Genomic DNA, 26834 nt, shown 5'->3' with positions numbered 1-26834 from the left:
CGCTCCTCTATCGTTCCCCTGGTCGCAGGCGGTCTGCGAGGCGAGGAGCGGGTTGTGCAGACGTTGCAGCGGCGCCTGGGCGTGTTCGACGCCGTGGTGATCGGGCTGGGATCGATGATCGGCGCGGGGATCTTCGCCGCGCTCGCCCCGGCCGCCCGCGCCGCGGGTTCGGGGCTGCTGGTCGGACTGGCGGTGGCCGCCGTGGTGGCCTTCTGCAACGCCACCTCCTCGGCGCGGCTGGCTGCCCGCTATCCGCAGTCCGGCGGCACGTACGTGTACGGGCGCGAGCGGCTCGGCCCGTTCTGGGGCTACCTGGCGGGCTGGGGGTTCGTGGTCGGCAAGACCGCCTCCTGTGCGGCGATGGCGCTGACCGTCGGCTCGTACGTCTGGCCCGGGCAGGAGCACGCCGTCGCGGTCGCCGCGGTGGTGGCGCTGACGGCCGTGAACTACGCCGGGGTGCAGAAGGCCGCCTGGCTCACCCGACTGATCGTGGCGGTCGTGCTCGCGGTACTCGCGGCCGTGGTCACCAGCTGCCTGACCGGTGGCACGGCCGTCGCGACCCATCTGGCCGTCAGTGCGGATGCGGGCATCAGCGGGGTGCTTCAGGCCGCCGGGCTGCTCTTCTTCGCCTTCGCCGGCTACGCGCGCATCGCGACGCTCGGTGAAGAGGTCCGCGACCCGGGCCGCACCATCCCCCGCGCGATCCCACTGGCGCTGGGCATCACGCTGGCCGTCTACGCCGCCGTCGCCGTCGCGGTGCTGGCCGTGCTCGGCCCGGACCGCCTCGCGCACAGCACCGCGCCGCTCGCCGTTGCGGTGCGCGCCGCCGCAACCCCGGCCCTGGTCCCGGTGGTCCGGGTCGGGGCTGCCGTTGCCGCCCTGGGCTCACTGCTCGCGTTGATCCTCGGCGTCTCGCGCACCACGCTGGCGATGGCCCGGGACCGCCACCTGCCGTCCGCGCTGGCCGCCGTGCACCCGCGCTTCCAGGTCCCGCACCGCGCCGAACTCGCGGTGGGCGCGGTGGTGGCCGTCCTCGCCGCGACGGTGGACGTGCGCGGCGCGATCGGCTTCTCCTCCTTCGGGGTGCTGGCCTACTACGCCGTCGCCAACGCCGCCGCCTGGACCCTCACCCCCGCCGAGGGCCGGCCACCCCGCATCATCCCCGTCCTCGGCGCGGCCGGCTGCCTCACTCTGGCGATCGCGCTGCCGGCCGCCTCGGTGATCTGGGGAGCCCTCGTGCTCGCCCTCGGCGCCGCCGCCTACGGCCTGCGCCGGGGGGTCGGCCGCAGCTGACCTGACCAGGCCCGGCCACGCGTCAGCTGAGGGAGCCGAGCACCCAGCACCCGCATGGCCGCCGCTCCGCCGGCCCGCTGCGGCCGGCGACGCGCAGCTCGGGTGGGGCGCGCATCTGGGGCCGGTGGCGCTGCGGTGATCCACCATATGCAGTACCCGGTCGCGGTCGTCCGATCCACTGACCCGCGCTCGGTCAGTCAAGTGCCTTACGGCGGTGGCTGATCACCAGTGTCGTCGGTGTCCCAGCGGAGCAGGTCGGTCAGGCCCGAGAGGCCCTCCATCCGACCCACCTGCAGGCAGAGCGCGGCAGCGTCGCTGCGGGTGCGGGTCCGACCGGCGAGGATGACGTGGCCGCGCTCGCAGCTGACGTGCAGGGAGTCGGCGACGGTGCCCGAGCCCGGGGTGAGGGCCAGGGTCAGCGCTTCGTCGCGGATGGCTTCGTCGTCGCGGAGCAGCGCGTCCAGCAGGTCGTGCGGGGAGAGGATGCCGACCAGTCGGCCGTCGGCGTCCACGACCGGCAGGTGGTGCAGAGTGTGGCGGTCGAGCACGGACAGCGCCTGCGAGACGGTCTGATCCTGTGTCACGGTGACCGGCGGGGCGGTCATCAGCTCGCCGGCGAGGATCTGCGCGGGACCCTGGTCCGCTGCGGCATAGGCGGCGAGCAAGTCCGAGACGGCGACCACACCGACCACCGTACTGTCAGGCGCCACCACTGGCAGCACGCCCCGGCGGGAGGCGGTGATCGCGGTCACCATGGTGGGGAAGTCCGTCTCCGGGGTGACTGCGACGGCGGGTCGGCTCATGCACGTCCCGACGTTGTCGCGGCCGGGGGGAGCGCCGTGACCGGGATCGGCGAAGGGCTCGGTGGAAGTGCCGTCGAGGACGCTGTGGTTCATGGCACTCACTCCTGAGCGGCGGCAGCCGGGCTACGCAGTCGTCGCAGGTAGGGGTCGAAGGCGGGCCGGGGTTCCAGGCGGACCCGGGCGTCCACACAGAGCAGGCCGCCCGGCCGGGCGATCAGGGGGTTGAGGTCGGCCTCGGCGAGTTGCGGCAGATCGGTGGCCATCCGGGAGAGGCCGGCGAGCACCCGGAGCAGGGCGGCCAGGTCGACCTGGGGCGTGCCGGGGCGGCCCAGCAGTAGCGGGGCGGACCGCAGTTCGGTGACCATGGTGGTCAGGTCGCGCTCGGTGAGCGGGGCGAGCCTGGCCGTGCGGTCGTCCAGCAGGTCGGTGGCGGTACCGCCGAGGCCGAGCATGACCAGCGGGCCGAAGACCTGGTCCTGGACGACGCCCGCGAGCAGTTCAAGGCCGGGGGCAGCCATCGGCTGCACGACGACGCCGGCCATCGACTCGCCGAAGTGCGCCTCGAACTCGCGGTACGCGGCGCGAACCTCGTCGACGCCGCTGAGCCCAGTGCGAACCGCGCCGGCCGCGCTCTTGTGGAGCTGGTCGGGCCAGTACGCCTTGAGTACCGACTTGCCCTCGTGGCCGAGTTGGCCCAGGGTCCGGGCGGCGAGCAGAACGTCGTGCTCGTCGCGCGCCCAGATCGAAGTGGTGAGCGGCAGGTCGTAGCAGTCGAGTAGGTCCACCGTCTGCTTCGGATCGAGCCAGCCGCCCTGCGGATGGTCCGCGAGGAACGCCTGTGCCAGGTGCTGGGCCACCGCGCTGTCGGCGGTGTCGGGCACTGCGGCGGCGGTGGGCGGCTCGGCCAGCCATCGCGCGCGGTCGCGGGCGTGGGCCAGGGCGCGGGCGGCCGCGGCCGGGTCGGCGTAGGCGGGGAGGCGTCCGCCGTCCGCACAGGTCAGATACCGCACGGGTGCCTCCTGATCGGGCAGCACGGCCACGACCGGTATGCGTCGCCTGGCCGGGCCGTCCAGCAGAGCACTCAGGGGGTCGTGCTCTCCTCCCGTGCCCAGGGCAGTCGGAACGATCGACACCAACAGTGCGTCGATCGCCCGAGTGCCCGTCATGAGATCGATACAGCAGGCGAGTTCAGCCGGACCGACGGCAGCGGTAGTGTCCACCGGGTTGCTCGCCCCGGCTCCCTCCGGGAGCAGCTCCAGCAGCTCGGCGGTCGTCGAGGCCGGGAGTACGGGCAGGTCCAGTCCGGCCTCGGCGCACGCGTCGGCGGCCAGGATGCCGATCCCGCCCGCGTTGGAGATCACAGCGACCACTCCCCTGGCAGTGGGCAGCGGCTGGGAGTGCAACAGCGCGGCCGTCCCGACGAGTTCGGCGATGCTGCGGGTGGCGGTGATGCCGGCCTGGCGGAAGAGCGCCTCGCGGGTCACCGTCGGCGTGGCCGCGGCAGCGGTGTGGGAGGCCGCGCCCCGGCGTCCGGCCGCCGAGCGTCCGGCGTCGACGGTGAGGACGGGCATGCCGCGGGTGACCCGCCGGGCGGTGCGGGAGAAGGCGCGCGGGTTGCCGAAGGACTCCAGGTGCAGCAGCGCCAGGTCGGTCCGGCCGTCCTCCTCCCACCACTGCAGCAGGTCGTTGCCGCTGACGTCGTACTTGTCGCCGAGCGAGACGAAGCTGGAGACGCCGATACCGAGGCGGGCCAACTGCCCCAGCAGCGCGATGCCGACGCCGCCGGACTGCACCGCGACCCCGGCCGTCCCGGGTAGCGCGGCGGCTCCGCCGAACTCGGCGTCCAGCCGCACAGCGGGATCCAACTGTGCGATGCCCAGGCTGTTCGGGCCGACCAGCCGCATGCTGTGTCGGCGGCACGCATGCATCAATTGGCGGGCCTCATCGGCGTCCAGGCCGGCGGCCAGCACCACGAGCGCGCGGACCCCGGCCAGCCCGCACTCCTCGGCCGCACCCGGCACCGCCTCGGCGGGCACCGCAAGCACGGCGAGATCGGGCGTGCCGGGCAGGGTGGCGATCGACTGGTAGGCGGGCTCTCCGGCCACCTGCTGCGCGTAGGGGTTGACCGCCCACAGGTCTCCGGTGAACCCGTTGCCGCGGACCTTCAGCAGCACCGCCTGCCCGACGGAGCCGACTCGCCGGGAGGCGCCGACCACCGCGACCGCCCGCGGGAACAGAAGCGCCGCGAGGCTGGCCACGTCGGCGGTTCGCCCGCGCTGCTCGACGGCCTCCCGGTAGTGCTCCGCCCCCTCCTCCAGCGGTACCACCACCCGGACTTCGCCCCGCTCGAAGCGGCGGTGGACAGGGAGTCCGAGGTCGGCGAAGAGCCGGCGCACCGCAAGATTGTCGGCGAGCATGTCTGCCTCGAACCGCCGGACCCCCCGTTCACGGGCCGCGTGCACCAGGTGCTCGATCAGCAGGGTTCCGACCCCCCGGTGCTGCCAGGCGTCCGCAACCGCCAGCGCGAGCTCGGCAGCCTCAGGACGGTCCTCGGCCGGCTCGCAGTCCGCCTCGCCGACCAGTTCACCGTCCACCCACGCCCCGAGCGCCAGCGGCTCGGGCCGCTGTGGACCGCACAGGCGATCGGCGGTCATCTGCGGTGCTCGGCGGCTGGTGCCGAAGAAGCGCAGCCGGCGGCTGTCCTCGGACATCCGCTCGGCGTGCAGGTCGAGCACTGCGGCGTGGTCGGCCGGACCGATCGCGCGGATCGCGGCGGTGGTCCCGTCGGCGAGCAGCGCTTCGACGGCATGCGACGGGTACTGGACGGTAGGCATGTCGACTCCCTGATCCGCCGTGGGCAGCGGCTCTCAGCTCCACATTGCTCCCGGGCCGCCCGACTGGCCAGGGCCGGGAATACCTGCGGAAGGGCCCGAACGGCCCTCGCCGCAGCCACCGCTTCGACCGACGATGGAAGGGATCGTCGCGGTGGTCCGACAGCACCACGGCCGGCACGCAGGAGGATGTTCATGAGCACCGAAGGCACGCACAAGGCCCAGGCCCGGCCCGGGCATCCGGGGGACGTCGGCCGCAGGGTCTCCCACCGCCGTCGGCAGCTGGGCCTCAGCCGCGAGGAGGTGGCGGCACGGGCCGGGATCGCTGTCACCTACCTGGAGCACCTGGAGTCGCAGCCCGATGTGGTCGAGCTGGAGACCATCACCAAGCTGGCCGACGCGCTCGGCACCTCGATGTGGTACCTGCTGGGCGCCGGTGCGCCCCGGCCGCCCGGCCAGGCGGCTCCGACCAGCACCCCTGTCCTGGAGGACCTGGAGCCGTCGCAGTGCTGGGCGAAAGTCACGCCGGGTGGTGTGGGCCGGATCGCCGTGTCGACCCCCGACGGACCGCGCGTGGTGCCCGTCAACTACCACGTGCTGGACGAGACGATCCTCTACCGCACAGCCGCCCACGGCCTGCCTGCCAGTGCGATCGGCCAGCAGGTCGCCTTCGAGGTGGACCAACTGGACGAGGCGCTCAGCAGCGGCTGGAGCGTGGTGGTCGCCGGCATCGCCGAGCACCTCACCGATCCCGAGGCGCTCGAGTGGCTGGCCGAGCACGCGGATCCCGGTCCCTGGGCCGGCGGCACCCGCCAGACCTGGGTGCGGATCAGCCCGCAGAGAGTCACCGGTCGCCTGATCCGCACCGCAGACCTGCTGCCGTGACCGAACCGGATCCCTCCGGCGCCTGGAACCCGCGCTTCGACGCCCGGCGACCTCGACTTCCTCGCCACCACCGGCGCCGGGGTGCTGCTGGCGATCGCCGCTTCTGTCCGCCCTGGCCGCCCACGACCCGGGGCGCGAGCGGTACTCGATCCGCGGTGTGCTCGGCCCCGACAAGTACGACGCCTACCCCTGGGCCGAGCACCCGGGCCTGGACGACAACGCCTACACCAACGTCCTCGCCTCCCGGGTCCTGGCCCGCGCGCTGGACACCGTCGAGCTGCTGCCCGACTACCGCCGCGACGAGTTGCTGGAGCGCCTGGCGATCGACCACGCCGAACTGGATCGCTGGCATGAGGTCGGCCGGCACCTGCACGTGCCGTTCCACGACGGCGTGATCGGCCAGTTCGCCGGATACGAGCGCCTCGACGAGCTGGACTGGTCGGCCTACCGGCAGCGCTGCCCCGGCCTGCAGCGCCTTGGGCAGCGATCTCCTCGATCTCCAGCACGGCACCACCGCCGAGGGCATCCACCTGGGCGCGGTGGCCGCAGGAAGCCGAACACCTCGCCCGCACCGACGGTGATGTCCAGCTGCTCGACACCGACCGTACGCCCGTAGCGCTTGGTCAACGCAGCGAGCTCGATGACGGGAGCCTGCGCTGCCACGGGCTAGGCTTTCTCGCCCGCGCGCAGTTCCGCACCAAGCCGGTGGGCCCAGCGCTGGATCTGCTCCGGGTTTCGGAAGTCGCCGCCCTTGTTGTGCTTGACCAAGGTCCGGGCCACGAACCCGGGCGTCTCGGCGGTGATGCTGCCGCCGAAAGTGGCGTGCCCCTTCGCGTGCAGACGGCGCAGCTCCTTGGCCGCCGACGGCACCGGCGGGATCTCGTGCTGCTCGGCCGAACTGTCCACCGGACCGCTGCTGAACAACCACACCGGCCGGTGTGTCAGCGCCGCCTCGTTGCGGTGGGCGCAGCGCACGGCGTCGCGGTGCCAGTGGCCCGCGTAGAGCGAGCCGCCCAGGACCACCGCGTCGAACCGCTCGACGTCATGCACCTCCCGAGCGGGGACGACCTCCGTTTCGAAGCCATCACCGTCCAGGGTGTGGGCGATCTCCTCGGCGATACCGGCCGTGGCACCGTGCTTGCTGCCGTAGGCCACCAGGATCCGCTGCGTCTTCACAGCACACCTCCTGCGATTGCCGTTCCGGCCGGCCTGCGCGGCCGACCGCTACCTCCAGCCTGGCCGCACCCGTCGCCGCGCGAAAGGGCCGCTCGCCCCACGCCGCGGGGCCGGATCGCCCCTGTCCCGCTCGGCGGGCCGACACTGCTGGACAAGTACCACCGGACGCTTCGCGCGGAGGCGGCCATGCGAATACTCGTCGGATGCGCGAGCATGCGTCAGGCCGGTCCGTAGCCTCCGCCGCCGGGCGTCTCGATCTCCAGGACGTCCCCGGCGGCGAGTTCGGCGCGGTCGCAGCCGGCCAGCTCGTCGGTGCTGCCGTCGGCCCGCCGCACCCGGTTGACGCCGAGGGCGCCCGGTGAGCCGCCGGCCATGCCGTAGGGCGGCACCCGCCGGTGCCCGGACAGGATGCTCACCGTCATGGGCTCGCGGAAGCGGATCCGGCGCAGTGCCCCGTCGCCGCCGTGCCAGTGCCCGGTGCCGCCGCTGCCGCGCCGCACCCTGAAGTCCTCCAGCAGGACGGGCAGGCGCCATTCGAGGATCTCGGGGTCGGTCAGGCGGGAGTTGGTCATGTGCGTCTGCACCACGCTCGCGCCGTCGAAGCCCTCACCGGCGCCGGAGCCCGAGGCGATCGTCTCGTAGTACTGGTGGCGCTCGTTGCCGAAGCTGACGTTGTTCATCGTCCCCGAGCCCTCGGCCTGGACGCGCAGCGCGGCGTAGAGCGCGCCGGTGATCGCCTGCGAGGTCTCGACGTTCCCGGCGACCACGGCGGCCGGGTAGCGCGGCGCGAGCATCGAGCCGGGCGGGACGAGGATGCGCAGCGGGCGCAGGCAGCCGTCGTTGAGCGGGATGTCGTCGGCGACCAGGGTGCGGAAGACGTAGAGCACGGCGGCGGTGACCACGGCGGAGGGTGCGTTGAGGTTGGAGTCCAGCTGGGCCGAGGTACCGGTGAAGTCGACTGTGGCGCTTCGTCGTTCGCGATCGACCACGACCCGCACCGCGATCACCGCGCCGGAGTCTGTCTCATAGCTGAACTCACCGTCCTGGAGGGAGTCGATGACCCGGCGCACGGCCTCCTCGGCGTTGTCCTGGACGTGCCGCATGTAGGCCTGCACCACGTCCAGTCCGAAGTGGTCGATCATCGCGGCCACTTCGGCCACGCCCTTCTGGTTGGCCGCGATCTGCGCGCGCAGGTCGGCGAGGTTGGTGTCGGGGTTGCGGGAGGGGTGGGGCGCCTCGGTGAGCAGCTTGCGCGTTTCGGCCTCGCGGAGGCGGCCGTCCGCCACCAGCAGCCAGTTGTCGAAGAGCACGCCCTCCTCGTGGATCTCCCGGCTGTTGGCAGGCATCGAGCCGGGCGTGAGTCCACCGATCTCCGCGTGGTGCCCACGGGACGCGACGTAGAAGAGGATCTCGGCGCCCTTAGAGTCGAAGACCGGTGTCACCACCGTGATGTCCGGCAGGTGAGTGCCGCCGTGGTAAGGGTCGTTGACCGCATAGGCGTCACCCGGCTTCATGGCGCCGGCCCGGCGGCGGATCACCTCCTTCACCGTGGTGCCCATCGAGCCGAGGTGCACGGGGATGTGTGGAGCGTTGGCGACCAGGTTGCCCGCTGGGTCGAAGAGCGCGCAGGAGAAGTCGAGCCGTTCCTTGATGTTGACCGACTGCGCGGTCGACTCCAGCCGTGCGCCCATCTGCTGGGCGATGGCCATGAAGAGGTTGTTGAAGATCTCCAGCAGCACCGGATCGGCCTCGGTGCCGACGCCCGGCTCGGCACGGGCCGCAACCCGCTCCACCAGCAGGTGCCCGGTCGGCGTCGGCGCCGCGCGCCAGCCCTCGTCGACCACGGTGGTGGCGTTGGCCTCGGCGATGACGGCCGGGCCGGTCACGGTCTCCCCCGGGCGCATCCGCTCGCGTTCCAGCAGTGGCGCCTCGCGCCAGGCGCCGCCGCTGTAGAGCCGTACCGTCCCTGCCGGGGCAGGAGCGCCCGATGGTGCGCCCAGGGCGCCGAGGTCGGGCTGCTCGGTGAGACCGGTGGCCTCCACCTCCAGGGCCTCGATGACGATCGGACGGTCCATCAGGAACGAGTAGGTGGCCCGGTGCGCGGCCTCGAAGTCGGTAGCCATTTCGGCGGGCTCGGTGAACGCGACCGAGAGCACGGTGTCGGTGCCGTCGTAGCGCAGCCGCGCCCGGTGCGTCACCCGGATTCGCTCCGGCGCGGTCCCTTGGTCGAGCAGCTCGGTGCGGGCCGCCGCCTCCAGCTCGTCAGCGACCTCGCCGACCGCCGCCATCCACTCGGCCGCGAGCGGACGCTCCACGGCGCGTTCGCGCAGCACCGTGGTGTCGGCGAGCCCGATGCCCAGCGCGGAGAGCACCCCGGCCATGGGCGGTACCAGCACGGTACGGATACCGAGCGCGTCGGCCACCGCGCAGGCGTGCTGTCCGCCCGCGCCGCCGAAGGTGGTCAGCGCGTACCGGGTGACGTCGCGCCCCTGCTGTACGGAGATCCGCTTGACGGCGTTGGCGATGTTGCCCACCGCGATCTGCAGGAACCCCTCGGCCACCTGCTCGGGCGAGCGACGGTCCCCAGTGCCGGCACTGATCTCGTCGGCCAGCCCGGCGAACTGACGCCGCACCAGGGCGAGGTCGAGCGGCTGGTCGCCTGCCGGCCCGAAGACCTGCGGGAAGTGCTCGGCTTGGATCCGTCCGAGCATCAGGTTGGCGTCGGTGACGGTCAGCGGGCCGCCGGCTCGGTAGCAGGCCGGGCCCGGCCGGGCGCCCGCCGAATCCGGGCCGACCCGCAGCCGGCTGCCATCGAAGCGCAGCACCGAGCCGCCGCCGGCCGCGACGGTGTGGATCGCCAGCATCGGTGCCCGCAGCCGCACACCGGCCACCTGGGTGTCGAGGACCCGCTCGTATTCGCCCGCGTAGTGCGACACGTCGGTGGAGGTGCCCCCCATGTCGAAGCCGATCACCCGATCGAAGCCCGCCAGCTGGGACATCCGTACCATGCCGACGATCCCGCCCGCCGGGCCGGAGAGGATCGCGTCCTTGCCCCGGAAGTGGCCGGCTTCGGCGAGGCCACCGTTGGACTGCATGAACATCAGCCGCACGCCCCGCAGTTCCTCGGCCACCTGACGCACGTAGCGGCGGAGCCCCGGCGAGAGGTAGGCGTCGACCACAGCGGTGTCGCCGCGCGGCACCAGCTTCATCAGCGGGCTGGCCTCGCTGGAGAGCGAGACCTGCGGGAAGCCGATCTCCTCGGCGAGTCGGCCGATCGCCCGTTCGTGGGCGGGGTGCAGATAGCTGTGCAGGCAGACCACCGCGACCGCGCGGATACCGTCCTGGTAGCAGCGGCGCAGGTCGCGCGCGAGCCTGTCGAGGTCGGGGGCGCGCAGCACCGTGCCCTCGGCCGTGATCCGCTCGTCCACCTCGATCACCCGCTCGTAGAGCGGTTCGGGCAGCTTGATCTCGCGGTCGAAGATGTGCGGCCGGTTCTGGTACCCGATCCGCAGCGCGTCGGCGAAGCCCCGGGTGATCACCAGGGCGGTCGGCTCGCCGGTGCGCTCCAGCAGAGCGTTGGTCGCCACCGTGGTACCCATCCGCACGCTCTCGATCAGGGCACCCCGCCCCCGGGTGTCCTGCGATCCCAGCAGGGCGCGGATTCCGGCGACGGCGGGGTCGTGGTACCTGGCCGGGTCGTGCGAGAGCAGCTTGTGGGTCAGCACCCGCCCGTCCGGACTAAGCGCGACCACGTCGGTGAACGTGCCGCCCCGGTCCACCCAGAACTGCCAGCCCCTGCCCGCCACCTCAGGCTCCCTCCGGTGTTCCGCTCAGCGCTGTCCGCCCGCGCGCGGCCGAGCAGGCGTGGCCCTGTGGCCGAGTATCCGGCCGGGCGATCAGGCGTCGCAACGCGACATACTGGGCATGTCGGTCTGCTCCGAAGGCGGTGACGGGCGATGACGGCCATGACAGTCGGGGTCCTGCGGGAGACGGCACTCGGTGAGCGGCGGGTGGCACTCGTCCCCGAGCTGGTCCGCGCGGTTGGCGCGCTGGGCCTGACCGTACTGGTGGAGCCCGGCGCCGGCACGCGGGCCTGGTTTCCCGACGAGGCCTACGCCGCAGCCGGGGCGGGTCTCGTGCCGCACGCCGAGCTGTTGCACCGTGCCGATGTCCTGCTCGGTGTGCAGGCTCCCCATCTGGGCCTCGCCCACCGCTTCCGTCCCGGCCAGCTGCTGGTCGGGCTGCTGCAGCCGACCCTGATCCCCTTCCTGGTCTGCCAGTGGGCCGACCAGGGCCTCACCGCGATCGGGCTCGACCTGGTCCCGCCGGAGCTGAGCGCCGACAGCGCCTCGGCTGGTTGGCCGATGGACGCCCGAGCCTCCCAAGCCCGGGTCGCCGGCTACCGGGCGGTCCTGGCCGGGGCCGGCTGCCTGAGCCGCTGCCTGCAGCCCTGGGGCTCGGCGGACTCGGTGTTCGAGCCCGTCCGGGTCCTCGTCGTCGGCGCCGGACCCGCCGGCCTGCAGGCGATCGACGCCGCCCGCCGCCTCGGCGCGACCGTCCACGCCCACGAACTGCGGCGCCAGCAGAGAGCGGAGGTCGTCGCACTGGGCGCAGCCCTGCTCGACCTGCCGTACCTCCCTCCGGTGATCGACGACGCGGGGCTGGCCCGGGCACTGGACACCGAGCAGGACGAGCTGCGTCGAGGCCTGGGCGAGGTACTCCCGCGCTTCGACCTGGTCCTCACAACCGTCGAGGCAGCCGACCGGCGGCCACCGATGCTGCTCGCCACCGAGGCGGTCGGGGCCATGCGGCCGGGCTCGGTCGTGGTCGACCTGACTGCCGGACCGCTGGGCTGCAACGTCGAGTGCGCCGAAGCGGACACGACGACGCTGGTCGGCGACGGAGTGACGGTGATCGGCGCAGGCAACCTTTCCGCGCAGGTTCCGACCACCGCCTCGATCGCCTACGCCCACAACGTCACAGCACTGCTGCGCCACCTGACCCGCGGTGGCGGGTCGCTGACGATAGATCCGACCGACCCGCTGCTGGCCGCCCTGCTGGTGACCCACCGCGGCAGCGTCCTGCACCGGGCCACCTGGCAGCTGGTCCTCGACGCCACCGCCGCTGCAGGAACCCCCTGACCTGGGACTCGAACAGGGAAGCAAGGGCGGCGTTGTGCTCTGGGGGCCTTTCGCCCAGGAGGAGAAGAGCTACTTCTCACCGACGCCCCGAGCGCGGTCTGACCCTCTCGCGGTCGCCGCGAAAAGGGCCGCGTGGCGCGCGATCGACACGGCGTGGCCAGCGCAGCGCTGGTAGTAGCAGGCCAGCAGGGTCGCGTCGGCGGTTTCGCCGGCCGCGGCCGGTTCGGCGCTGGACAGCAGCAGTTCGTACAGCAGCCGCTGGCGTTGGACGACCTCGTGAAACGTCGCGAGGAGGTCCGCGCCGGCTTCGGTGTCCTCGGACTCCAGCAGGTCAGCGGCCTCGGCGAGCATCGCCGGCACGACCGTGCCCATCCCGTGCAGCGGCACGCGCAACCGGTCCGGCCACGGGGCTGCCGACTGGCGTGACCAGGCCAGCCGCAGCAGCAGCTCGACGAGGTCCGCCAGACACTCCACCTCGGTGCCCACGTGGACACCCACGACGATCGCGTGCCGGTCCGACACCTGCAGCGAGCTGGTGCGCAACACGCCGGCCGCGTCCTCCTCGATCCGCTCGCGCAGCTCGGACAGTGCCTTCTCGGCGGCGGTTGCGCCCTCCTCCAAGGTGCCCGCGTGGGTCCCCCCGGCCGGAGGCTGGGGGACGGTCAGCCCATCAGCAACCTCGCTCAGCGCCGTACTCGCGAGCCGGACCAGATCGGCCAGCTCACCGATCAGCCGACCGTGCGCGTCGCGCTCGTTCCCAGTCATCCGTCGACTCCCATTCCCGGCACCTCGGCTCCGCCGGCTTGGTCACCGCCACGGCCAGATCCACCTCGGCGGGCGCCTACGTCGTACTTTCCAGTCTCACCGCATCCGTGAGCAGGTGCCGAGCTGTCCGGCACGCGCCCGTACCGCGGGTGGTGCGGCTGAGCGGCCGTTCGGCCCATCGCGCAATGCCCTCGACCGTACGCCGGGCGAAACTCGGGCCAGAGCCGTCCGGAAAGGGGCTGCCATGGCAGGGCCAGGCGTATTCGCGGCACCCGTCGATCTCAACCACCCGGGGCACTACGTCCACTGGGGCGTGGTGCAGATCTCGGTGGCGAACCTCGTGGTCATCGCAGTGATGGTGCTGCTGTTCCTGGCCGCGCTCCTGGTGCCGTTCCCGAAGGGGCAGCGGCGCAAGTGAGCAACTGGACCGCTACAGTGCGCCGGTTCGCCGTACGCACGCTGCCCCCGGAGAAGCTCCTACCCGACACCCAACCGGTGTACCTGGCCTCATGGATCTACGTCTTCGGCGTGCTCACCGTGTCGTCGCTGGTCGTAGCCCTGCTCTCCGGAGGCGTACTCGCGCTGGAGGGCCCCGGCTGGTGGCACGCCTCCAGCGTCGGAAAGTACGTCAACAGCGTCCACCTGTGGAGCGTGGAGCTGTTCATGGCCTTCATGGTGATCCACCTGTGGGGCAAGTTCTTCATGGCCGCGTGGCGCGGCCGGCGGGCGCTGACCTGGATGACCGGCGCGGTCTGCTTCCTCGCCTCGGTCGGCACGGCTTTCACGGGCTACCTGGTGCAGCAGAACTTCGACTCCCAGTGGATCTCCGGGCAGGCCAAGGACGGCCTCAACTCCGTCGGGGTCGGCGCCTGGTTCAACGTCCTCGACTTCGGCCAGATGCTGATGTGGCACATCGTGCTGCTGCCGTTCGTCCTGGTGCTGCTGACGGCCTGGCACGTCCTGCTGGTGCGTAGGCGCGGAATCGTGCCGCCGATCGACGCCGGCGAGCCGGAGGTGCAGCCGTGAGCCGGGCCGTCCGCCGGTCGGTGCCCGACCCCGCGGCCTTCCCCACCCGCCCGTACGACCTGATCAAGGAGTTCACCGTCGCCCTGGTCGCGGTCGCGGTACTGACCGCAGGCCTCGCCGCGCTCTTCTCCTCCCCGGACGAGAAGCCGGTCACCCTGGCCGCTTGGTCGGCCGCCGCCCCGAACGACTTCACCGCCACAGCCGTCGCCGAACTGGGCGGCACCAGCACCAGCGCCCAGTACGGCCCGCCCTACAACCACGCCCCGGGCGCGGGCCAGAAGATCGGCCCGGTCAGTCTGCAACGGGCCGCAGGGGTCCGGATCCCGGTCGACACCGCCGAGGACTTCGTGCTGCGCCCGCTGCGCCAGGCCCCCGAACCGGCGGAGGTCTCGGCCGCGCTCACCGCCTGGGCCACCGCACCCGCCGACCAGCAGCAGGCCTGGACCTCGGCCTACTCCGACGCGCTCGGCAAAGCCCCGGATGGCGACCCGGCCAAAGTCGCGCCCGGTGACTACGGCCCTGTCCCGGTGCTGACCGGCCGGCTGCTGGCGCTCTCCCAGGCGGGCGCCCTGGACGGCCAACTGCAGGCCCAGGGGCGCTTCTACGAGACCGACTACACCCTGCCGATGCTCTTCCTCACCGATGGCACCTACCTCGCGGACCTGGCTGATGCCCAGCATCTGTCCGGCGACCAGTGGGGCATGATGAACGAGACCGGGAACTACCCCGGGCAGCCGTGGCTGTGGCTGTACACCTTCTGGTACCAGATCGACCCGTTCAAGACCTCGACCAACGCGGACGCGGAGATCTGGGCGATCATGGCGGTCCTCAGCCTGGCCCTGGTGCTGGTCCCGTTCATCCCCGGGGTCCGCTCGATCCCCCGCTGGACCAGGGTCTACAGGCTGATCTGGCGTGACTACTACCGGGCCCGGTGAGGTTCTGGGGCCTTGGTGCTGCTCTGCCCCGGGGCCGGCACCACCCGGGCCAGGTCGCGACGCCACTCGAAAGCGGTAGCTGCGGCAACGGCGACTGCCGCTGTTGACACGAGGGCGTCAGGAGCCTCTTCCGGTCTGCTCGACGGTGAGGTTCAGGAAGTGGGCCGAACAGGAGATGCACGGGTCGTGGTTGCGGATCGCCCGTTCGCACAGGGCGGTCAGGTCGGCGTCGGTGGCGTCACCGTCCGTCAGTCGTTCCTGGACGAGGCGGCGCAGGTCCTCCTCGATCGCACCCTGGTTCTGCGCGGTCGGCGGGACCAGGCTGGCGTCGGTGATGATGCCGTCGGCGTCGAGGGTGTAGCGGTGGTACAGCAGACCGCGCGGCGCCTCAGTGGCGCCGTGACCGGTGCCGGCTCGCGCGGGCACGTCAAGGTGGGGACGCGGCGTGGGTTCGTAGGCCTCGATGATGCGCAGTGCCTCGTCGACCGCGTAGAGCACTTCGACCGCCCGGACGACGATGCTGCGGAAGGGGTTGCGGCACACGGTGCCCTGCCCAGGGTCGCCGAGTCCGGCGTCCTGGGCGGCCTGCAGGGCGATCGGGGAGAGCCAGCGGCCGCTGATGGCGTAGCGGGCGAGTGAGCCGGTCAGGTGGCGGCGCCCGTCCAGCTGGGACTGCAGGGCGGTGGAGTGGGGCACCTGCCTCTCGACGACGTGGCTGCTGAAGTCGCGCACCCCGAAAGTGCGGGTGGGCAGGGCACGGTCGGATCCGGCGGGAAGGCCGGCGGTGTGCGGCGCCGGCATGACGGTCGGGGTGCCGGACTCGATGGCGTAGGTGCCGGGTTCGGCCAGGGCGAGCAGGTCGTTGTCGCACCCGGCGTCGGGGAACTCGAAGCCGGCCACCCAGCGCACCGTCTCCTGTGCGTCGTCGCGGGCCCGGCGCAACTGCTCGGCCAGCGGGCGGAGTTCGGTCGTGGTGGGGACGCGGTGGAAGCCGCCGAGGCGGACGTTGACCGGATGGATCGCCCGGCCGCCGAGCAGCTCCATGATCGCGTTGCCGGCCTGCTTGAGCCTGAGGCCGCGTTCGACGTCGGCCCGCCGGGTACGGGCCAGATCGATCGCGCTGTCGCAGCCGAGGAAGTCCGGCGCGTGCAGGAGGTGGATGTGCAGCGTCTGGCTCTCGATCCACTCGCCGCAGTACAACAGCCTTCGCAGGGCCGCCAGTTGTCCGTCCACGACGACGCCGCAGGTGTCCTCGACGGCTCGGCAGGCACTCAGCTGGTACGCGACCGGGCAGATCCCGCAGACACGGGAGGTGATGTCGGGCGGCTCGGTGTGGGAGCGTCCGCGTAGGAACGCCTCGAAGAAGCGCGGAGGTTCGTAGATCGCCAGTCGCGCCTCGACGACCCGGTCGCCGTCCGTACGCAGGTGCAGCGCGGTCTCGCCCTCGACCCGGGCGAGCGATCCGACGTGCAGCACCCTGGAGCCGCGGTGGGTCACTGGTCCAGCTCCTTCCGGGAGGCCGCGTCGAACTCGGGGGCCGCGGTGTTGAAGGTGCGCAGCACCCGCACGATGGCGAGGGTGTCCATCCCGTCGCGGCGCAGCAGGGGGATGAAGGAGGGGAAGTTGGTCGAGTCGGACGGGCCGAAGCACCCGTAGCAGCCCCGCCCGTACGCGGGACAGAGCGCGCCGCACCCGGCATGGGTGACTGGGCCGAGGCAGGGCGTGCCGTGGGCCACCGTGACGCAAGTCGTGCCGCGCTGCTTGCACTCGAAGCAGACGCTGTGCCGTGGCACGTCGGGCTTGCGCCCGGCCAGGTAGGCGGTGATGACCTCGACCAACTGGCCCCGGTCGATCGGGCAGCCGCGCAGTTCGAGGTCGACGGGGACGTGGGCGCTGATCGGCGTGGAGGTGGCGAGCGTCTCGATGTAGTCCGGGCGGGCGTAGACGACGGCCTGGAACTCGGCGACGTCCGCGTAGTTGCGCAGCGCCTGGACGCCGCCGGCGGTCGCGCAGGCGCCGATGGTGACCAGTCGCCGGGAGACGGCGCGGACGTGCTGGATCCGGTCGACGTCCTGTGGTGTGGTCACCGATCCCTCCACCAGCGACAGGTCGAACGGGCCGGGACCGGTCGCGCTGGACGCCTCCAGGAAGTGCGAGATCTCCACCCTCTCGGCGATGCCGAGGAGTTCGTCCTCGCAGTCGAGCAGGGTGAGCTGGCAGCCGTCGCAGGAGGCGAACTTCCACACGGCGAGCTTCGGGCGGTCGCTGGCGGTCATGTCACAGCTCCCTGACCATGAGGAGGGGTCGGGCCCGGGTCCAGCTGACGACCGGGCCGTCGCGGCAGAGCAGCAGCGGGCCGAGCTGGCAGTGCCCGCAGTGGCCGGTCGCGCATTGCATGTTGCGTTCCAGCGAGACCCGGATCCGCTCCGGATCGAGACCGCGCTGCACCAACTCACCGGCGATGGCCCGGATCATCGGCTCAGGACCGCAGATGAACGCGGCCGCCGCCGACGGATCGAAAGCGGCCCGGTCCAGCAGGGTCGTCACGACGCCGACCTCACCCTGCCACCGCGCGTCGGGCCGGTCCACGGTGGTCAACGACCCCGGCCAGCCGCGGACTTCCTCGGCATACAGCAGATCGCGGGGCTCGCGTGCGCCGATCAGGACGCTCAACCGTCCGTACCGCTCGGCTGTGACGAGCGCCTCGCGTACGAGTGGGCGCAGCGGCGCCACACCGATGCCGCCGGCCACCACCAGCAGGTCGAGTCCGGCAGCGGCGGACAGCTCCCAGCCGGTGCCGAACGGGCCGCGCACCCCTACCGTCACTCCGGGCCGCAGTGCGCACAGCGCGCCGGAGATCGCACCGACCGCGCGAACGGTGTGGGTGAGCCGGTGCCCGTCGATCGCGCAGACGGACAGCGGGATGTCCCCCACACCGAAGGCGTACACCATCGCGAACTGCCCCGGCGCGAACGGTAGCAGGGCCGAACGGACCGGTTCGAGGACGATTGTGGCTGTCCCGGGCGTCTCGGCCGCGCGTTCCACCACCCGGTACGGCACGGGAACGGTCATTGCGGCGGCCCGTACAGGTCGAGCAGGCGCGTGCGCGTGGACTTCAGCCGCCGGGCGATCACCTGTGCGACGCAGTTGGTCACCGCCAGGCCGAACGCGGGATCCTCCTCGCACGCGGCTCGCACACGCTCCGCGTCGAACTCGGATGCCTGGACGGCCGCGCGGGTCTGTGCTCCGAGGTGCCAGCGGTACGGCTCGAACAGCCAGGACCAGCCCAGCAGTTCGCCCTCGCCAAGGGTCTCCACGACGGCCGCGCGCCGGCCCGGGACGTGGACGTCGAGCGCGACGAGCCCGGAACGGATGATCCAGAACCGGTCGGCGACGCCGTCCTCCTCGAAGATGCGAGTGCCGCTGGGGAAGGAGACCTGGTGTGCGAATACGAGCAGACGGTCACGGTGGTCGGGTGGCAGCGCGCCGAGGAAGCCGTGGCGGACGACGGTCATGGCGTCCCTTCCCGTTCCCGGTTCAGCGCGTGTGCCTCCTCGGTGATGTCGATCCCGACGGGGCACCAGACGATGCAGCGCCCGCAGCCGACGCACCCGGAGCTGCCGAACTGGTCGTACCAGGTGCCGAGTTTGTGGGTGGCCCACTGCCGGTAGCGGCTGCGCGGGGTGTCCCGGACCGGGCCAGCCTGAAGGTGTGAGAAGTCCCGGTCGAAGCAGGACTCCCAGCGCCGCCACCGCTCGGTGTGATCACCCGTCAGGTCGGTGACGTCCTCGGTGCTGGTGCAGAAGCAGGTCGGGCACACCATCGTGCAGTTGCCGCAGGTCAGGCAGCGTGCCGCGACATCGTCCCAGCGCTCGGCCGTGAGGGTCTCGCGCATCAGGACCTGCAGGTTCACCAGCGGCATGGTGCGGCCCATCCGGTCCGCCGCCTCGGCGACCCGCTCGCGCGCGGCGCTTCGGGTGGCGGTGTCGGCGGCGCGGCGCGGCAGCTCCGCCAGGACCGACTCGCCCTGCTCGCTCCCGGCCCGTACCAGGAAGCGGTGGCCTTCGGCGTCGAGCACCTCGGTCAGCGCCAGGTCGTAGCCGGGTCCCACGGCCGGCCCGGTCCCCATGGACACGCAGAAGCAGGTGGCGCCCGGTTCGGTGCACTCCACCGCCACCAGGAAGGCCCGCTCGCGCCGACCGCGGTAGGCCTGATCGGTGTACATCCCGCCGGTCAGCACCCGGTCCTGGATCGTGATGGCCCGCAGGTCGCAGGGGCGCACCCCGAGGAACGCGTACGACGGCTGCGGTGTCCGGTCCTCCGTCACCGTCAACTGTCCGTCGGCACCTCGGTCGGCCGTCCACTGCCGCTCGCGCGGCGGATACAGGAAGGTCTTCCAGGACTGCGGGCCCGCACTGTGCGCGAACGCGGCGCCGTCCTCGCGTGCCCGCAGCCGGTACCGCCCTGCATCCAGCTCGACGCCCCAGCCGTACGGGAGTTCGTCGCCGCCGGAGATCTCGGCGAGGACGATCGCACCGTCGCGGACCGTCGGTCCCACGACCGTGCGGCCTCGGCCGGCGAGAACCGCGATCAGCGCGTCCAGCCCGTCCTTGTCGATGACCGCCGAGCCGTCCGCCATCGTCCACCTCCCGCACCGGTGCTGCCGCCCCCGCCAGTATGGGCACCGGCCTGCCATCGCACGTGCGACGGTGGCCCCGATGTGCTCCGGATGGCCGCGCCGTTGCCCCGAACGGGCCGCACCGGACCCCGCCTGCGACTGACGGGCACCACGGCCGGGGAGGGCCAAGCGCATGAAGCTCACCGCACGGACGGTCGTCATCGGTGTCGGCAACGAGTACCGCCACGATGACGGGGTGGGCTGGGCCGTGGTGAACCGGCTGGCGGAACGCGACGGACAGCGACCGCTGCCCGTCGGGACCGTCCTACGGGTGTGCGACGGTGACCCCGCCCGACTGATCACCCTGTGGGAGGCCGCCGACCTCGCCATCGTGGTGGACGCCGCACACGCGCACCCAGGGCATCCCGGTCGGGTGCACCGCCTGGAACTGGATGGCAGGCAGCTGCCCGCCTCCAGCGGCTCGACGAGTTCCCACGGCCTCGGACTCGGCGAAGCCGTCGAACTCGCCCGCGCGCTGGACCGCCTCCCGAGGCGGCTCGTCGTCTACGCCGTCGAGGGAACCGACACCAGCCTCGGGACCGGACTGTCGGCACCCGTCGCAGCCGCCGTGGAGCCCCTCACCGATCGGATCGCAGCGGCCTTACGTCAGCCGCCACCACCGGCCGATTGGCGAACGTGCTCGGCCACCCGAACCCACTGAGACGGCGATCCCGACGCTCGCATCAGGCGGGTGGTCGCCGAAGGACGACGATCGGCGTGCGCGGCTCGCTGTCCCGTGAGCACGATGGACCGGGACCCACCGCTGTGAACGGCGACCCGACACTGGAGGCAGGCAGTGGGCAAGCTGGTGATCGCCGGATTCGACGGATCGGACGCGAGCCGGGCGGCCGTCGCGTGGGCCGCGCGAGAGGCACCCCGGCGCGAGCTTCCGTTGGAAATACTCCAGGCATGGCCGTGGGGACCGGGTAGGCCCCTGGGCACCGGGCAGGCCGAGCGCTGGGGACGTGAGCAACTGGCCGCGCAGGCGGACGCGATCCGATCCCGCTTCCCCGGCTTGGAGGTGCGCGCGACGCACGTGCCGGGCGACGCGGTCGGCGTGCTTGAGGCCGCCTCGGACCGGGCCGCGGTCCTGGTGCTCGGCGCGCGCGGGCTCGGCGCGCTGCGCGGCTTCCTGGTCGGTTCGGTGAGCCAGCAGGTCCTGGGCAGCGCCACGTGCCCTGTCGTCCTGGTGCGTGCGCCGTCCGACCTGACGGACGGGCCGAGGTCGGACGGCAATGCGGAACGGGGCCTGGTCGTGGGCCTGGACCTCGCGCACCCGTGCCAGGAGGTACTGGCTTTCGCCTTCGAGACAGCCGCCTTGCGCGGAACGCCGCTGACCGTGGTCCACGCCTGGGGACCGCCGGCCGGTACCGAGTACATGCACTTCGGCGCGATCGGCGGCCTCGAGGACGAACTGGCCGAGCCCGAACGACGGGCGCTGGAGGAGGCGGTGATGCCCTGGCTGGAGCGGTACCCCGACCTGGCGGCAGCGACCGCGCTGCTGCGCGGTCACGCCGGACTCACCCTGGTGGACGCCGCGGCAACAGCCGAACTGCTGGTGATCGGCGCGCGCCACCGTCGCAGCCCCGTGGGGGCGCACCTCGGACCAGTGGCGCACGCGGTGATCCACCATGTGCGCTGCCCGGTCGCCGTGGTGCCGTATCACTGAGCCGGACCGGGTATCAGCCGATAGACAGCGAGGACATGGCCAGTTCGGCCTCCTTGCCGGTGAGCCGCGCTTTGCCCCAGCTCACGGCGTCCTCGCTCCCCAGCACGTGTCTCGGGGGCCACGGCCATGCCTGGACGAGTGCCAGTGGTAGGCCGCGGCACACAGCCTCGCGGGCGGCCCAGTCCGCGGCGGCCGCGCTCTCGGGGGATCCGTCGAATCCGACGACGATCGGTCCTTCCACGGTGTCCTCCCGCTGTACTGGCGATGCCGAGCGCACGGGCTGCGGCAAGGCTGTGCCGAGCTGATTCCCAACTGTCTGCGCGCTCACTTCGACCGTCTCATGGGGAGCCGCGGCTCGCGCCTGCTGTTCGCAGAACCGCACCTCCGGTCCGACGCTCTACGCTCCTGACCAGCGAGGTCGGGCAGGGGAGGGATCACAAGGCCCCGGCCCACCAGGTCGCGGAGCCGGGCCACGACTTCCGCCGGCGGCAGGTCGACCGCGTGGTGGATCGCGGGAGCCTCCCGCCGACGGCCGGAGGTCCGCCCCACCTGCAAGACCCGGGACTGCCCGGCACGGGGGCGCGGCAAGGGCCCGACGCCCGCCCCGGACCATCGCACTGGACGGCGATGGGGAGCAGCATGGACATGAGACGCACGCGCCTGCCGAACCAAAGGGGCGTCCCGGCAGTGGAAGGATGATCGATCATGGTTGAGCCGGCCCTCACCCTCGATCAGCTGCGGCTGCTGGCCACGGCCGCGGGCGCGGCACCGTCGGTGCACAACAGTCAGCCTTGGCGCCTGCGGCCCAGCCCGGACGCACGGGGGATGCTCGTCTTCGGTGATCCTCATCGGGCCGTCGCGATCGCCGACCCACTGGGCCGGGCCCTGCATGTGTCCGTCGGGGCCGCCGTGTTCAACCTGCGGGTCGCCGCCGCACGGCTCGGCCGGGCGGCAGCGGTACGACTCCTCCCCGACCCGTCCGACAAGCACCTGCTCGCCGAGATCGACCTCGGCGAGCCCGCCGCCCGGCACTCCTTCGGACACCGCCTCTACCCCGCGATCCAGGATCGTCATTCCAGCCGCCAGCCGTTCGCCAACCGCGACATCCCCGAGGCTGTCCTCGGCGAGCTGATCGAAGCCGCCCGCGAGGAGGGCGTGCTGTTCTCCCCGTTGGAGGAGGATGGTGTGCTGCGCGTCCTCACGGTAACCGCCGAGGCCGAGCGGCGGACCGCCGTCGACCTGGCCCGCCAAGCGGAGACCCGCAGCTGGCTGCACCTGGAGGCCCCGGCCTCCGACGGTATCCCGGCCGCCGCGCTGGGCCCGCAGGACCGTGACGCCCGGGTCCCGATGCGCGACTTCACAGCCGGCCGCCCCGACGCCCCCAGCCCCGTCCCGCGGCACTTCGAGCCGCTGCCGCAGCTGTGCCTGCTGAGCACCCGCACCGACCAGCCCGAGGACTGGCTGCGCACCGGACAGGCACTGGAGCACGTCTGGCTGCTCGCCACCGTCCACGGCCTGCGCGCCTCCGTGCTGCACCAGGCCGTGGAATGGCCCGAGACCCGCTGGCGCCTGCGCGACCCCGAAAGCCCGCCCGACCACGTCCAACTAGCGCTGCGGCTCGGTTACGGCCCACCCGGACCGGCCACCCCGCGCCGCCCGGTCGAGGAGATCCTCGACCTGACCGACCATCACGACACCGTGGGGTTCGGCGAGTCGTCGGCCTGACCGGGCCTGCGCCGGGCCCGCCCCCGATCAGGTAGCGGCGCGTTTGTCGACACCCCAGATGATGAACGGGTACGGCAGCGGCAGGAGTTGCGGAGGAGGTAGCCGTGATGCCGCTGCCGCGCTCCGCCATCCTTCCTGCCGTCCGGCGTCCGCCATCAGCCATCCGCCCGGCCATGTTGCCGACGATGGTGACTTCCAGCCCGTCGAGGATCCAGACCGTGTCGAGGCCGATGACGATCCGCCAGTGCCAGCGCGACCAGGGCAGCCGGTCCAGGCGGGCCGGGATGTCGGTGCGGATGACGCTCGGTTGCTGTTGCTGACCCATGGTCACATCGTGCCCGGGGCAGTGGCGGTGGGCGGGCAGACACGGCGACGTACTCGCCCGAGCGCGGGCGAGTACGCGGGCGCGTGGCAGGGTGGCCGGGCCAGACATGGGGGCGCTCAGGATTTTTGAGCGCCCCCATCGCGCGTTGCGCGCTGGTGGCCGCGCATGCTGCTCACATGCCGGGGCGGCCGGTTGCGGAGGACACGGTGCCGCCACATGACCGCAACGGGAGGATAGAAATCCGGTCAGTGCGACCCAGTCGCCGGATGAGAAACTCCTGGCACGCCTGTGTCTCGACAGTATTCGTGTGGCGATCCTTCAAGCTGACCACTGTTCCCGGCACGGCTGCCGAGGCCGGCCTACGGCGACGGTCCTGACCTAGCGGAACCGGTCGATCAAGCCCACCCGAGCGCACACGGAGCGATGGTGGACGGGCACTCCTGGTAACCGATGCGCGCGGCTCGCTTCTCCGTCCGCGAACCGAAAGCAGATTCGGCCATTGCTCGGGATCCGGTGGCCGAGGCCCGTCGCGGCAGAGCATGCTCTCCCATGACGCCAGCCGGTCCCGGTGGAGGAGTTCGGCTCAAGCGGTTTCTGACGTTGCGTCACTTGCCTTTAGCCAGACCCTGCTTGGGACGCCCATGGGCACCAGCAAGCGGGGCCGCCGTCTCGATATGTGGGGGCTGGGATGGACACCCGGTACGAGGTGCACTCGTTCGCCGACCCGCTCTTCTACGACTCCCCGGTGCGCTGGGGGGCCGCGGAGGAGTTCACCGCGAGCGTCGAACCGGCGCCGAGCGGCTGGGTGCGCGGCGAACGGGGCATCTGGGTCATGCTCCATCCGGTCGGCCGGCGCCTTCCCGAGCAGGGCTGGAAGGTCCACGTCTCGGCCACCCTGGAGAACGCCGGGCAGGTGCTGGACACGGTGCGCGAGTACTGCCTGGGCGAGCGGCTGCCGTTCAAGTTCCTGCGCGGCCTCCCGGTCGTCCAGTTGCAGAACGCCAAGTACGCGGCGCGCTCCGCCAGCGGCAAGTTCTGCACCCTCTATCCCGTCGACGACGAGCAGTTGGCGCGCTGCCTGGCCGAGCTCGGCGCGGCCCTGGACGGCGAGCCCGGCCCGTACATCCTCAGCGACCTGCGCTGGCGCCGGGGCCCGTTGTACCTGCGGTACGGCGCCTTCACCGAGCGCTGGCTGCGCGACGCCGACGGCATCCCCCAACTCGCCTTCACCGACCCCGAAGGCACTCTGGTCCCGGACGTCCGGGCACCAGTCTTCGAGGTGCCCGACTGGGCGCCGGTCCCCGAGGTGCTGCGCGACGCACTGGCCGAGCGGAAGGCTGCCCGCGGCGGCGGCACGGACAAGCTGCCCTACCAGGTGGAACGGGCCCTGCACTTCTCCAACGCGGGCGGTATCTACCTGGCCCGCGATCCGGAGTCCGGCCGGCAGGTGGTGCTCAAGGAGGGCCGCCCGCACGCGGGCCTGGACCAGCGCGGCGCCGATGCACCGACCCGGCTGCGGCACGAAGCCCGGATGCTCGAACTGCTCAGCGGGGTAGCGCAGGTGCCGACGCTGCTGGGCCGATTCACCGCCTGGGAGCACGAGTTCCTGGCCCAGGAGTACGTCGAGGGCGAGACCCTCAACGCCTGGCTGACCCGCCACTACCCGCTGATCCATCCGGACCCGAGCGAGGCCGAGGTGGCCGAGTACGCCGCCGACGCCCTCGCGCTGCTGGACCGGATCGAGGCCGGAGTCGCCGCCCTGCACCAGCGCGGTGTGGTCTTCGGCGATCTGCACCCGCACAACATCATGGTCCGCCCGAACGGCGACATCGTCTTCATCGACTTCGAACTCGCCAGCCCGATAAACGAGTTCATACAGCCGGCACTTGGCGCGGCAGGCTTCGCGGTGCCCGGCCTGACCGGCTTCGAGGTCGACCTGCGGGCGCTGGCCGCGCTGCGGCTCTGGTTCTTCCTGCCGCTTCAGCAGCTGCTGGCCCTCGATCCGGGCAAGGCGGGCGAGCTGGCCGATGCCGCCGCGAAGCGGTTCGCCCTCCCGGCCGGGTTCGCCGAGCGGGCGCGCCGGGAGCTGGCGCCTCCTTCCAACGCCCGGACCACCCCGGCCGGCTCGGAGGCCGAACGGGCCAGGCTCACCGCCCTGTTGTCGGCACCGGCCGCCGACTGGCCGGCCCTGCGCGACTCGCTGGCCCGGGGCATCATGGCTGCCGCCACCCCGGAGCGGGAGGACCGGCTGTTCCCCGGTGACATCGCCCAGTTCTCGGTGGACGCCCTCGGGCTGGCGTACGGCGCGGCCGGCGTGCTGTACGCACTGCACAGCACCGGTGCGCCGGTCGACCCGGACCACGTGCGCTGGCTGGTGGAGGCCGAACGGCGCCGCAGCCCGCGCCCGGGGCTGTGGACCGGCAGCCACGGTGTGGCCGTGGTTCTGGACCTGCTGGGCGAACGGCACACCGCCCGGCAGCTCATCGACCAGCTGGCCGAACTGCCGCTCGACGACCAGGGCGAGGACCTGGTGGCCGGGCTGGCGGGTACCGTGCTGACCCTGCTGCACTTCGCCGCCGATCGCCCAGAACTGCTCGACCTCGCCAGGTCCGCCGGCAGCCTGCTGGCCGAGCGGCAGGAGAAGGGCGAGCCGAGTCCGACCGCCCCGATCGGGCTGCTGCGCGGCGGCAGCGGGCAGGCCCTGGCCCTGCTGCGACTGTTCGAACGCACCGGCGACGAGCACCTGTTGGACTGCGCGGAGCGCGCCCTCGACCACGACCTCGCGCGCTGTGCGACCGTCTCGGACGGCACCCTCCAGGTGCGCGACAAGGCCCGGGTACTGCCTTATCTGGAGAAGGGCGGCACCGGAATCGGCCTGGCGTTGGAGGAGTTGCTGACTCACCGGCCCGGCTCACCCCTGGCGGCCTCCGCCGGGCCGATCCGGCGTTCCGCCGAGCCGGAGTTCATCATCCAGCCCAGCCTGTTCAACGGCCGGGCCGGGCTGATCCTCTACCTCGCGGACCAGCGCCGCCGCCACCCCGAGCTCGCCCTGGACGGGCTGATCGACAGCCACCGTCGGTCGCTGGCCTGGCACTTGATTCCTTATCGGTCCGAACTGGCCTTTCCTGGCGAGCAGTTGTTGAGGCTCTCGACGGATCTGGCCACCGGCTCGGCGGGCGTGCTGCTCGCCCTGGGTGCCGCTCTCGCCGGCACTGGTGGCCTGCCGCTCACCGGCCCGCTGCGACCGCACTGACTTCCCTCCTCCGGGCACGCCCGACGTGCCCCCACCGACCCCCGGCCGCCGTGGCCGGGACCACCACCCCCGAAAGGAACACCATCATGGAGATCCTGGAGCTGCAGGCCCTGGAGACCCCGGCCGAGGAGACCGACGCCAACGACATGAGCAGCACCCTGAGCGTCATCAACTGCGGCGCCAGCACCGTGAGCACCCTGCTCTGCCTCTGACGCACCCCCGGTGGCCCCGCCGCGCCCCCCCCCCGGGCCGGCCCCCCGCGTTGGCGCCCCCGGGGCGGTCGCGGGGGGCCGGCGCCAGGCTGTGGAGAACCGGCATGAAACCGGCGG

Annotated in this window: 23 protein-coding genes and 1 pseudogene; 12 read left to right on the top strand and 12 right to left on the bottom strand. The window is 72.3% G+C overall.

Annotated features, from left to right (window positions below; genetic code table 11):
• The first annotated feature begins 54 nt into the window (after positions 1-54).
• Complete coding sequence (locus tag P3T35_RS31550; RefSeq protein ID WP_280708723.1) at positions 55-1293, top strand: APC family permease; 1239 nt, start codon at positions 55-57, stop codon at positions 1291-1293.
• Positions 1294-1499: 206 nt separating this feature from the next.
• On the opposite strand, the gene P3T35_RS31545 is transcribed toward P3T35_RS31550, so the two are convergent.
• Together P3T35_RS31545 and P3T35_RS31540 are read right to left on the bottom strand one after the other, a co-directional pair.
• On the bottom strand, positions 1500-2189 hold the full coding sequence (locus P3T35_RS31545) for a CBS domain-containing protein (protein WP_101384663.1): 690 nt from the start codon (positions 2187-2189) through the stop codon (positions 1500-1502).
• Positions 2190-2194: 5 nt separating this feature from the next.
• Positions 2195-4930 carry a GNAT family N-acetyltransferase gene (locus P3T35_RS31540; protein WP_101384662.1) on the bottom strand — a complete coding sequence of 912 codons (2736 nt, stop codon included), beginning with the start codon at positions 4928-4930 and terminating at the stop codon, positions 2195-2197.
• A gap of 192 nt (positions 4931-5122) precedes the next feature.
• Between P3T35_RS31540 and P3T35_RS31535 the strand changes: the two genes are divergently transcribed.
• A complete protein-coding gene (locus P3T35_RS31535) occupies positions 5123-5812 on the top strand; it encodes a pyridoxamine 5'-phosphate oxidase family protein (RefSeq protein ID WP_180356832.1) in 690 nt (229 codons plus the stop codon).
• 157 nt (positions 5813-5969) lie between these two features.
• Positions 5970-6428 carry a hypothetical protein gene (locus P3T35_RS31530; RefSeq protein WP_280708718.1) on the top strand — a complete coding sequence of 153 codons (459 nt, stop codon included), beginning with the start codon at positions 5970-5972 and terminating at the stop codon, positions 6426-6428.
• A gap of 50 nt (positions 6429-6478) precedes the next feature.
• Here the strand turns inward: P3T35_RS31530 and P3T35_RS31525 are convergent, their stop codons facing one another.
• Together P3T35_RS31525 and P3T35_RS31520 are read right to left on the bottom strand one after the other, a co-directional pair.
• A complete protein-coding gene (locus tag P3T35_RS31525) occupies positions 6479-6988 on the bottom strand; it encodes a flavodoxin domain-containing protein (protein WP_101384660.1) in 510 nt (169 codons plus the stop codon).
• Between the two features lie 218 nt (positions 6989-7206).
• Complete coding sequence (locus tag P3T35_RS31520; protein WP_101384659.1) at positions 7207-10794, bottom strand: hydantoinase B/oxoprolinase family protein; 3588 nt, start codon at positions 10792-10794, stop codon at positions 7207-7209.
• Positions 10795-10953: 159 nt separating this feature from the next.
• On the opposite strand from P3T35_RS31520, the gene P3T35_RS31515 reads away from it, so the two are divergent.
• On the top strand, positions 10954-12129 hold the full coding sequence (locus tag P3T35_RS31515) for an NAD(P) transhydrogenase subunit alpha (protein WP_280708715.1): 1176 nt from the start codon (positions 10954-10956) through the stop codon (positions 12127-12129).
• 69 nt (positions 12130-12198) lie between these two features.
• Here the strand turns inward: P3T35_RS31515 and P3T35_RS31510 are convergent, their stop codons facing one another.
• Positions 12199-12894: a hypothetical protein gene (locus tag P3T35_RS31510; protein ID WP_101384657.1), complete on the bottom strand. Its 696-nt coding sequence runs from the start codon at positions 12892-12894 to the stop codon at positions 12199-12201.
• A gap of 244 nt (positions 12895-13138) precedes the next feature.
• On the opposite strand from P3T35_RS31510, the gene P3T35_RS31505 reads away from it, so the two are divergent.
• From P3T35_RS31505 to P3T35_RS31495, 3 genes are read left to right on the top strand one after another with little or no spacing between them, the layout of a single operon-like run.
• Complete coding sequence (locus tag P3T35_RS31505) at positions 13139-13312, top strand: hypothetical protein (RefSeq protein WP_180356831.1); 174 nt, start codon at positions 13139-13141, stop codon at positions 13310-13312.
• Positions 13309-13920 (top strand): cytochrome b N-terminal domain-containing protein, encoded by a 612-nt coding sequence (locus P3T35_RS31500; protein WP_101384656.1) that lies wholly within the window; start codon positions 13309-13311, stop codon positions 13918-13920. The genes P3T35_RS31505 and P3T35_RS31500 overlap by 4 nt, the downstream gene beginning before the upstream one ends.
• Positions 13917-14855, top strand: a complete 939-nt coding sequence (locus P3T35_RS31495; RefSeq protein WP_101384655.1) for a hypothetical protein — start codon at positions 13917-13919, stop codon at positions 14853-14855. Before P3T35_RS31500 ends, P3T35_RS31495 begins: the two co-directional genes overlap by 4 nt.
• A 117-nt stretch (positions 14856-14972) precedes the next feature.
• Here the strand turns inward: P3T35_RS31495 and P3T35_RS31490 are convergent, their stop codons facing one another.
• The 5 genes from P3T35_RS31490 to P3T35_RS31470 are packed head-to-tail and all read right to left on the bottom strand — an operon-like array spanning position 14973 to position 19494.
• Positions 14973-16352, bottom strand: a complete 1380-nt coding sequence (locus P3T35_RS31490) for a nickel-dependent hydrogenase large subunit (RefSeq protein WP_101384654.1) — start codon at positions 16350-16352, stop codon at positions 14973-14975.
• Entirely contained in the window at positions 16349-17131 is a 783-nt protein-coding gene (locus tag P3T35_RS31485) for an oxidoreductase (RefSeq protein WP_101384653.1), read from the bottom strand. The genes P3T35_RS31490 and P3T35_RS31485 overlap by 4 nt, the downstream gene beginning before the upstream one ends.
• A 1-nt stretch (position 17132) precedes the next feature.
• Entirely contained in the window at positions 17133-17927 is a 795-nt protein-coding gene (locus P3T35_RS31480) for an FAD/NAD(P)-binding protein (protein WP_101384652.1), read from the bottom strand.
• Positions 17924-18370 carry a cyclic nucleotide-binding domain-containing protein gene (locus tag P3T35_RS31475; protein WP_101384651.1) on the bottom strand — a complete coding sequence of 149 codons (447 nt, stop codon included), beginning with the start codon at positions 18368-18370 and terminating at the stop codon, positions 17924-17926. The genes P3T35_RS31480 and P3T35_RS31475 overlap by 4 nt, the downstream gene beginning before the upstream one ends.
• Entirely contained in the window at positions 18367-19494 is a 1128-nt protein-coding gene (locus P3T35_RS31470) for a 4Fe-4S dicluster domain-containing protein (protein ID WP_101384650.1), read from the bottom strand. The genes P3T35_RS31475 and P3T35_RS31470 overlap by 4 nt, the downstream gene beginning before the upstream one ends.
• A 172-nt stretch (positions 19495-19666) precedes the next feature.
• Here P3T35_RS31470 and P3T35_RS31465 point away from each other — a divergent pair, with 172 nt between their 5' ends.
• Both P3T35_RS31465 and P3T35_RS31460 read left to right on the top strand, forming a co-directional pair.
• Positions 19667-20194 (top strand): hydrogenase maturation protease, encoded by a 528-nt coding sequence (locus P3T35_RS31465; protein ID WP_101384649.1) that lies wholly within the window; start codon positions 19667-19669, stop codon positions 20192-20194.
• Positions 20195-20329: 135 nt separating this feature from the next.
• Entirely contained in the window at positions 20330-21202 is an 873-nt protein-coding gene (locus tag P3T35_RS31460; RefSeq protein WP_101384648.1) for a universal stress protein, read from the top strand.
• Positions 21203-21215: 13 nt separating this feature from the next.
• Here P3T35_RS31460 and P3T35_RS31455 read toward each other — a convergent pair whose 3' ends face one another.
• Positions 21216-21443, bottom strand: coding sequence for a universal stress protein (locus tag P3T35_RS31455; protein ID WP_280708713.1), 228 nt, complete (start codon positions 21441-21443; stop codon positions 21216-21218).
• A 464-nt stretch (positions 21444-21907) separates the two neighbouring features.
• Here P3T35_RS31455 and P3T35_RS31450 point away from each other — a divergent pair, with 464 nt between their 5' ends.
• The gene (locus tag P3T35_RS31450) at positions 21908-22927 is read left to right on the top strand and encodes a hypothetical protein (protein WP_101384647.1); all 1020 of its coding nucleotides are present in this window, start codon (positions 21908-21910) and stop codon (positions 22925-22927) included.
• A gap of 91 nt (positions 22928-23018) precedes the next feature.
• Here P3T35_RS31450 and P3T35_RS31445 read toward each other — a convergent pair.
• Positions 23019-23252 (bottom strand): annotated as a pseudogene (locus P3T35_RS31445) (hypothetical protein); the annotation flags it as partial.
• Positions 23253-23940: 688 nt separating this feature from the next.
• Here P3T35_RS31445 and lanKC point away from each other — a divergent pair.
• Together lanKC and P3T35_RS31435 are read left to right on the top strand one after the other, a co-directional pair.
• A complete protein-coding gene (gene lanKC, locus P3T35_RS31440) occupies positions 23941-26505 on the top strand; it encodes a class III lanthionine synthetase LanKC (RefSeq protein WP_101384646.1) in 2565 nt (854 codons plus the stop codon).
• An 86-nt stretch (positions 26506-26591) separates the two neighbouring features.
• On the top strand, positions 26592-26717 hold the full coding sequence (locus tag P3T35_RS31435; protein WP_101384645.1) for a SapB/AmfS family lanthipeptide: 126 nt from the start codon (positions 26592-26594) through the stop codon (positions 26715-26717).
• The last annotated feature ends 117 nt before the right edge of the window (positions 26718-26834 follow it).

Origin of the sequence: Kitasatospora sp. GP30, from assembly GCF_029892145.1 — a bacterium.
Lineage (GTDB): Bacteria > Actinomycetota > Actinomycetes > Streptomycetales > Streptomycetaceae > Kitasatospora > Kitasatospora acidiphila.
This window is presented reverse-complemented; position numbering and strand designations above follow the sequence as displayed.

What these genes read in the sequence shown, in the direction of transcription:
- P3T35_RS31545 (WP_101384663.1), bottom strand. Translation starts at nt 2,189, where the DNA reads ATGAACCACAGCGTCCTCGACGGCACTTCCACCGAGCCCTTCGCCGAT.
- P3T35_RS31540 (WP_101384662.1), bottom strand. Translation starts at nt 4,930, where the DNA reads ATGCCTACCGTCCAGTACCCGTCGCATGCCGTCGAAGCGCTGCTCGCC.
- P3T35_RS31535 (WP_180356832.1), top strand. Translation starts at nt 5,123, where the DNA reads ATGAGCACCGAAGGCACGCACAAGGCCCAGGCCCGGCCCGGGCATCCG.
- P3T35_RS31515 (WP_280708715.1), top strand. Translation starts at nt 10,954, where the DNA reads ATGACAGTCGGGGTCCTGCGGGAGACGGCACTCGGTGAGCGGCGGGTG.
- P3T35_RS31510 (WP_101384657.1), bottom strand. Translation starts at nt 12,894, where the DNA reads ATGACTGGGAACGAGCGCGACGCGCACGGTCGGCTGATCGGTGAGCTG.
- P3T35_RS31505 (WP_180356831.1), top strand. Translation starts at nt 13,139, where the DNA reads ATGGCAGGGCCAGGCGTATTCGCGGCACCCGTCGATCTCAACCACCCG.
- P3T35_RS31485 (WP_101384653.1), bottom strand. Translation starts at nt 17,131, where the DNA reads ATGACCGCCAGCGACCGCCCGAAGCTCGCCGTGTGGAAGTTCGCCTCC.
- P3T35_RS31480 (WP_101384652.1), bottom strand. Translation starts at nt 17,927, where the DNA reads ATGACCGTTCCCGTGCCGTACCGGGTGGTGGAACGCGCGGCCGAGACG.
- P3T35_RS31475 (WP_101384651.1), bottom strand. Translation starts at nt 18,370, where the DNA reads ATGACCGTCGTCCGCCACGGCTTCCTCGGCGCGCTGCCACCCGACCAC.
- P3T35_RS31470 (WP_101384650.1), bottom strand. Translation starts at nt 19,494, where the DNA reads ATGGCGGACGGCTCGGCGGTCATCGACAAGGACGGGCTGGACGCGCTG.
- P3T35_RS31465 (WP_101384649.1), top strand. Translation starts at nt 19,667, where the DNA reads ATGAAGCTCACCGCACGGACGGTCGTCATCGGTGTCGGCAACGAGTAC.
- P3T35_RS31450 (WP_101384647.1), top strand. Translation starts at nt 21,908, where the DNA reads ATGGTTGAGCCGGCCCTCACCCTCGATCAGCTGCGGCTGCTGGCCACG.
- lanKC (WP_101384646.1), top strand. Translation starts at nt 23,941, where the DNA reads ATGGACACCCGGTACGAGGTGCACTCGTTCGCCGACCCGCTCTTCTAC.
- P3T35_RS31435 (WP_101384645.1), top strand. Translation starts at nt 26,592, where the DNA reads ATGGAGATCCTGGAGCTGCAGGCCCTGGAGACCCCGGCCGAGGAGACC.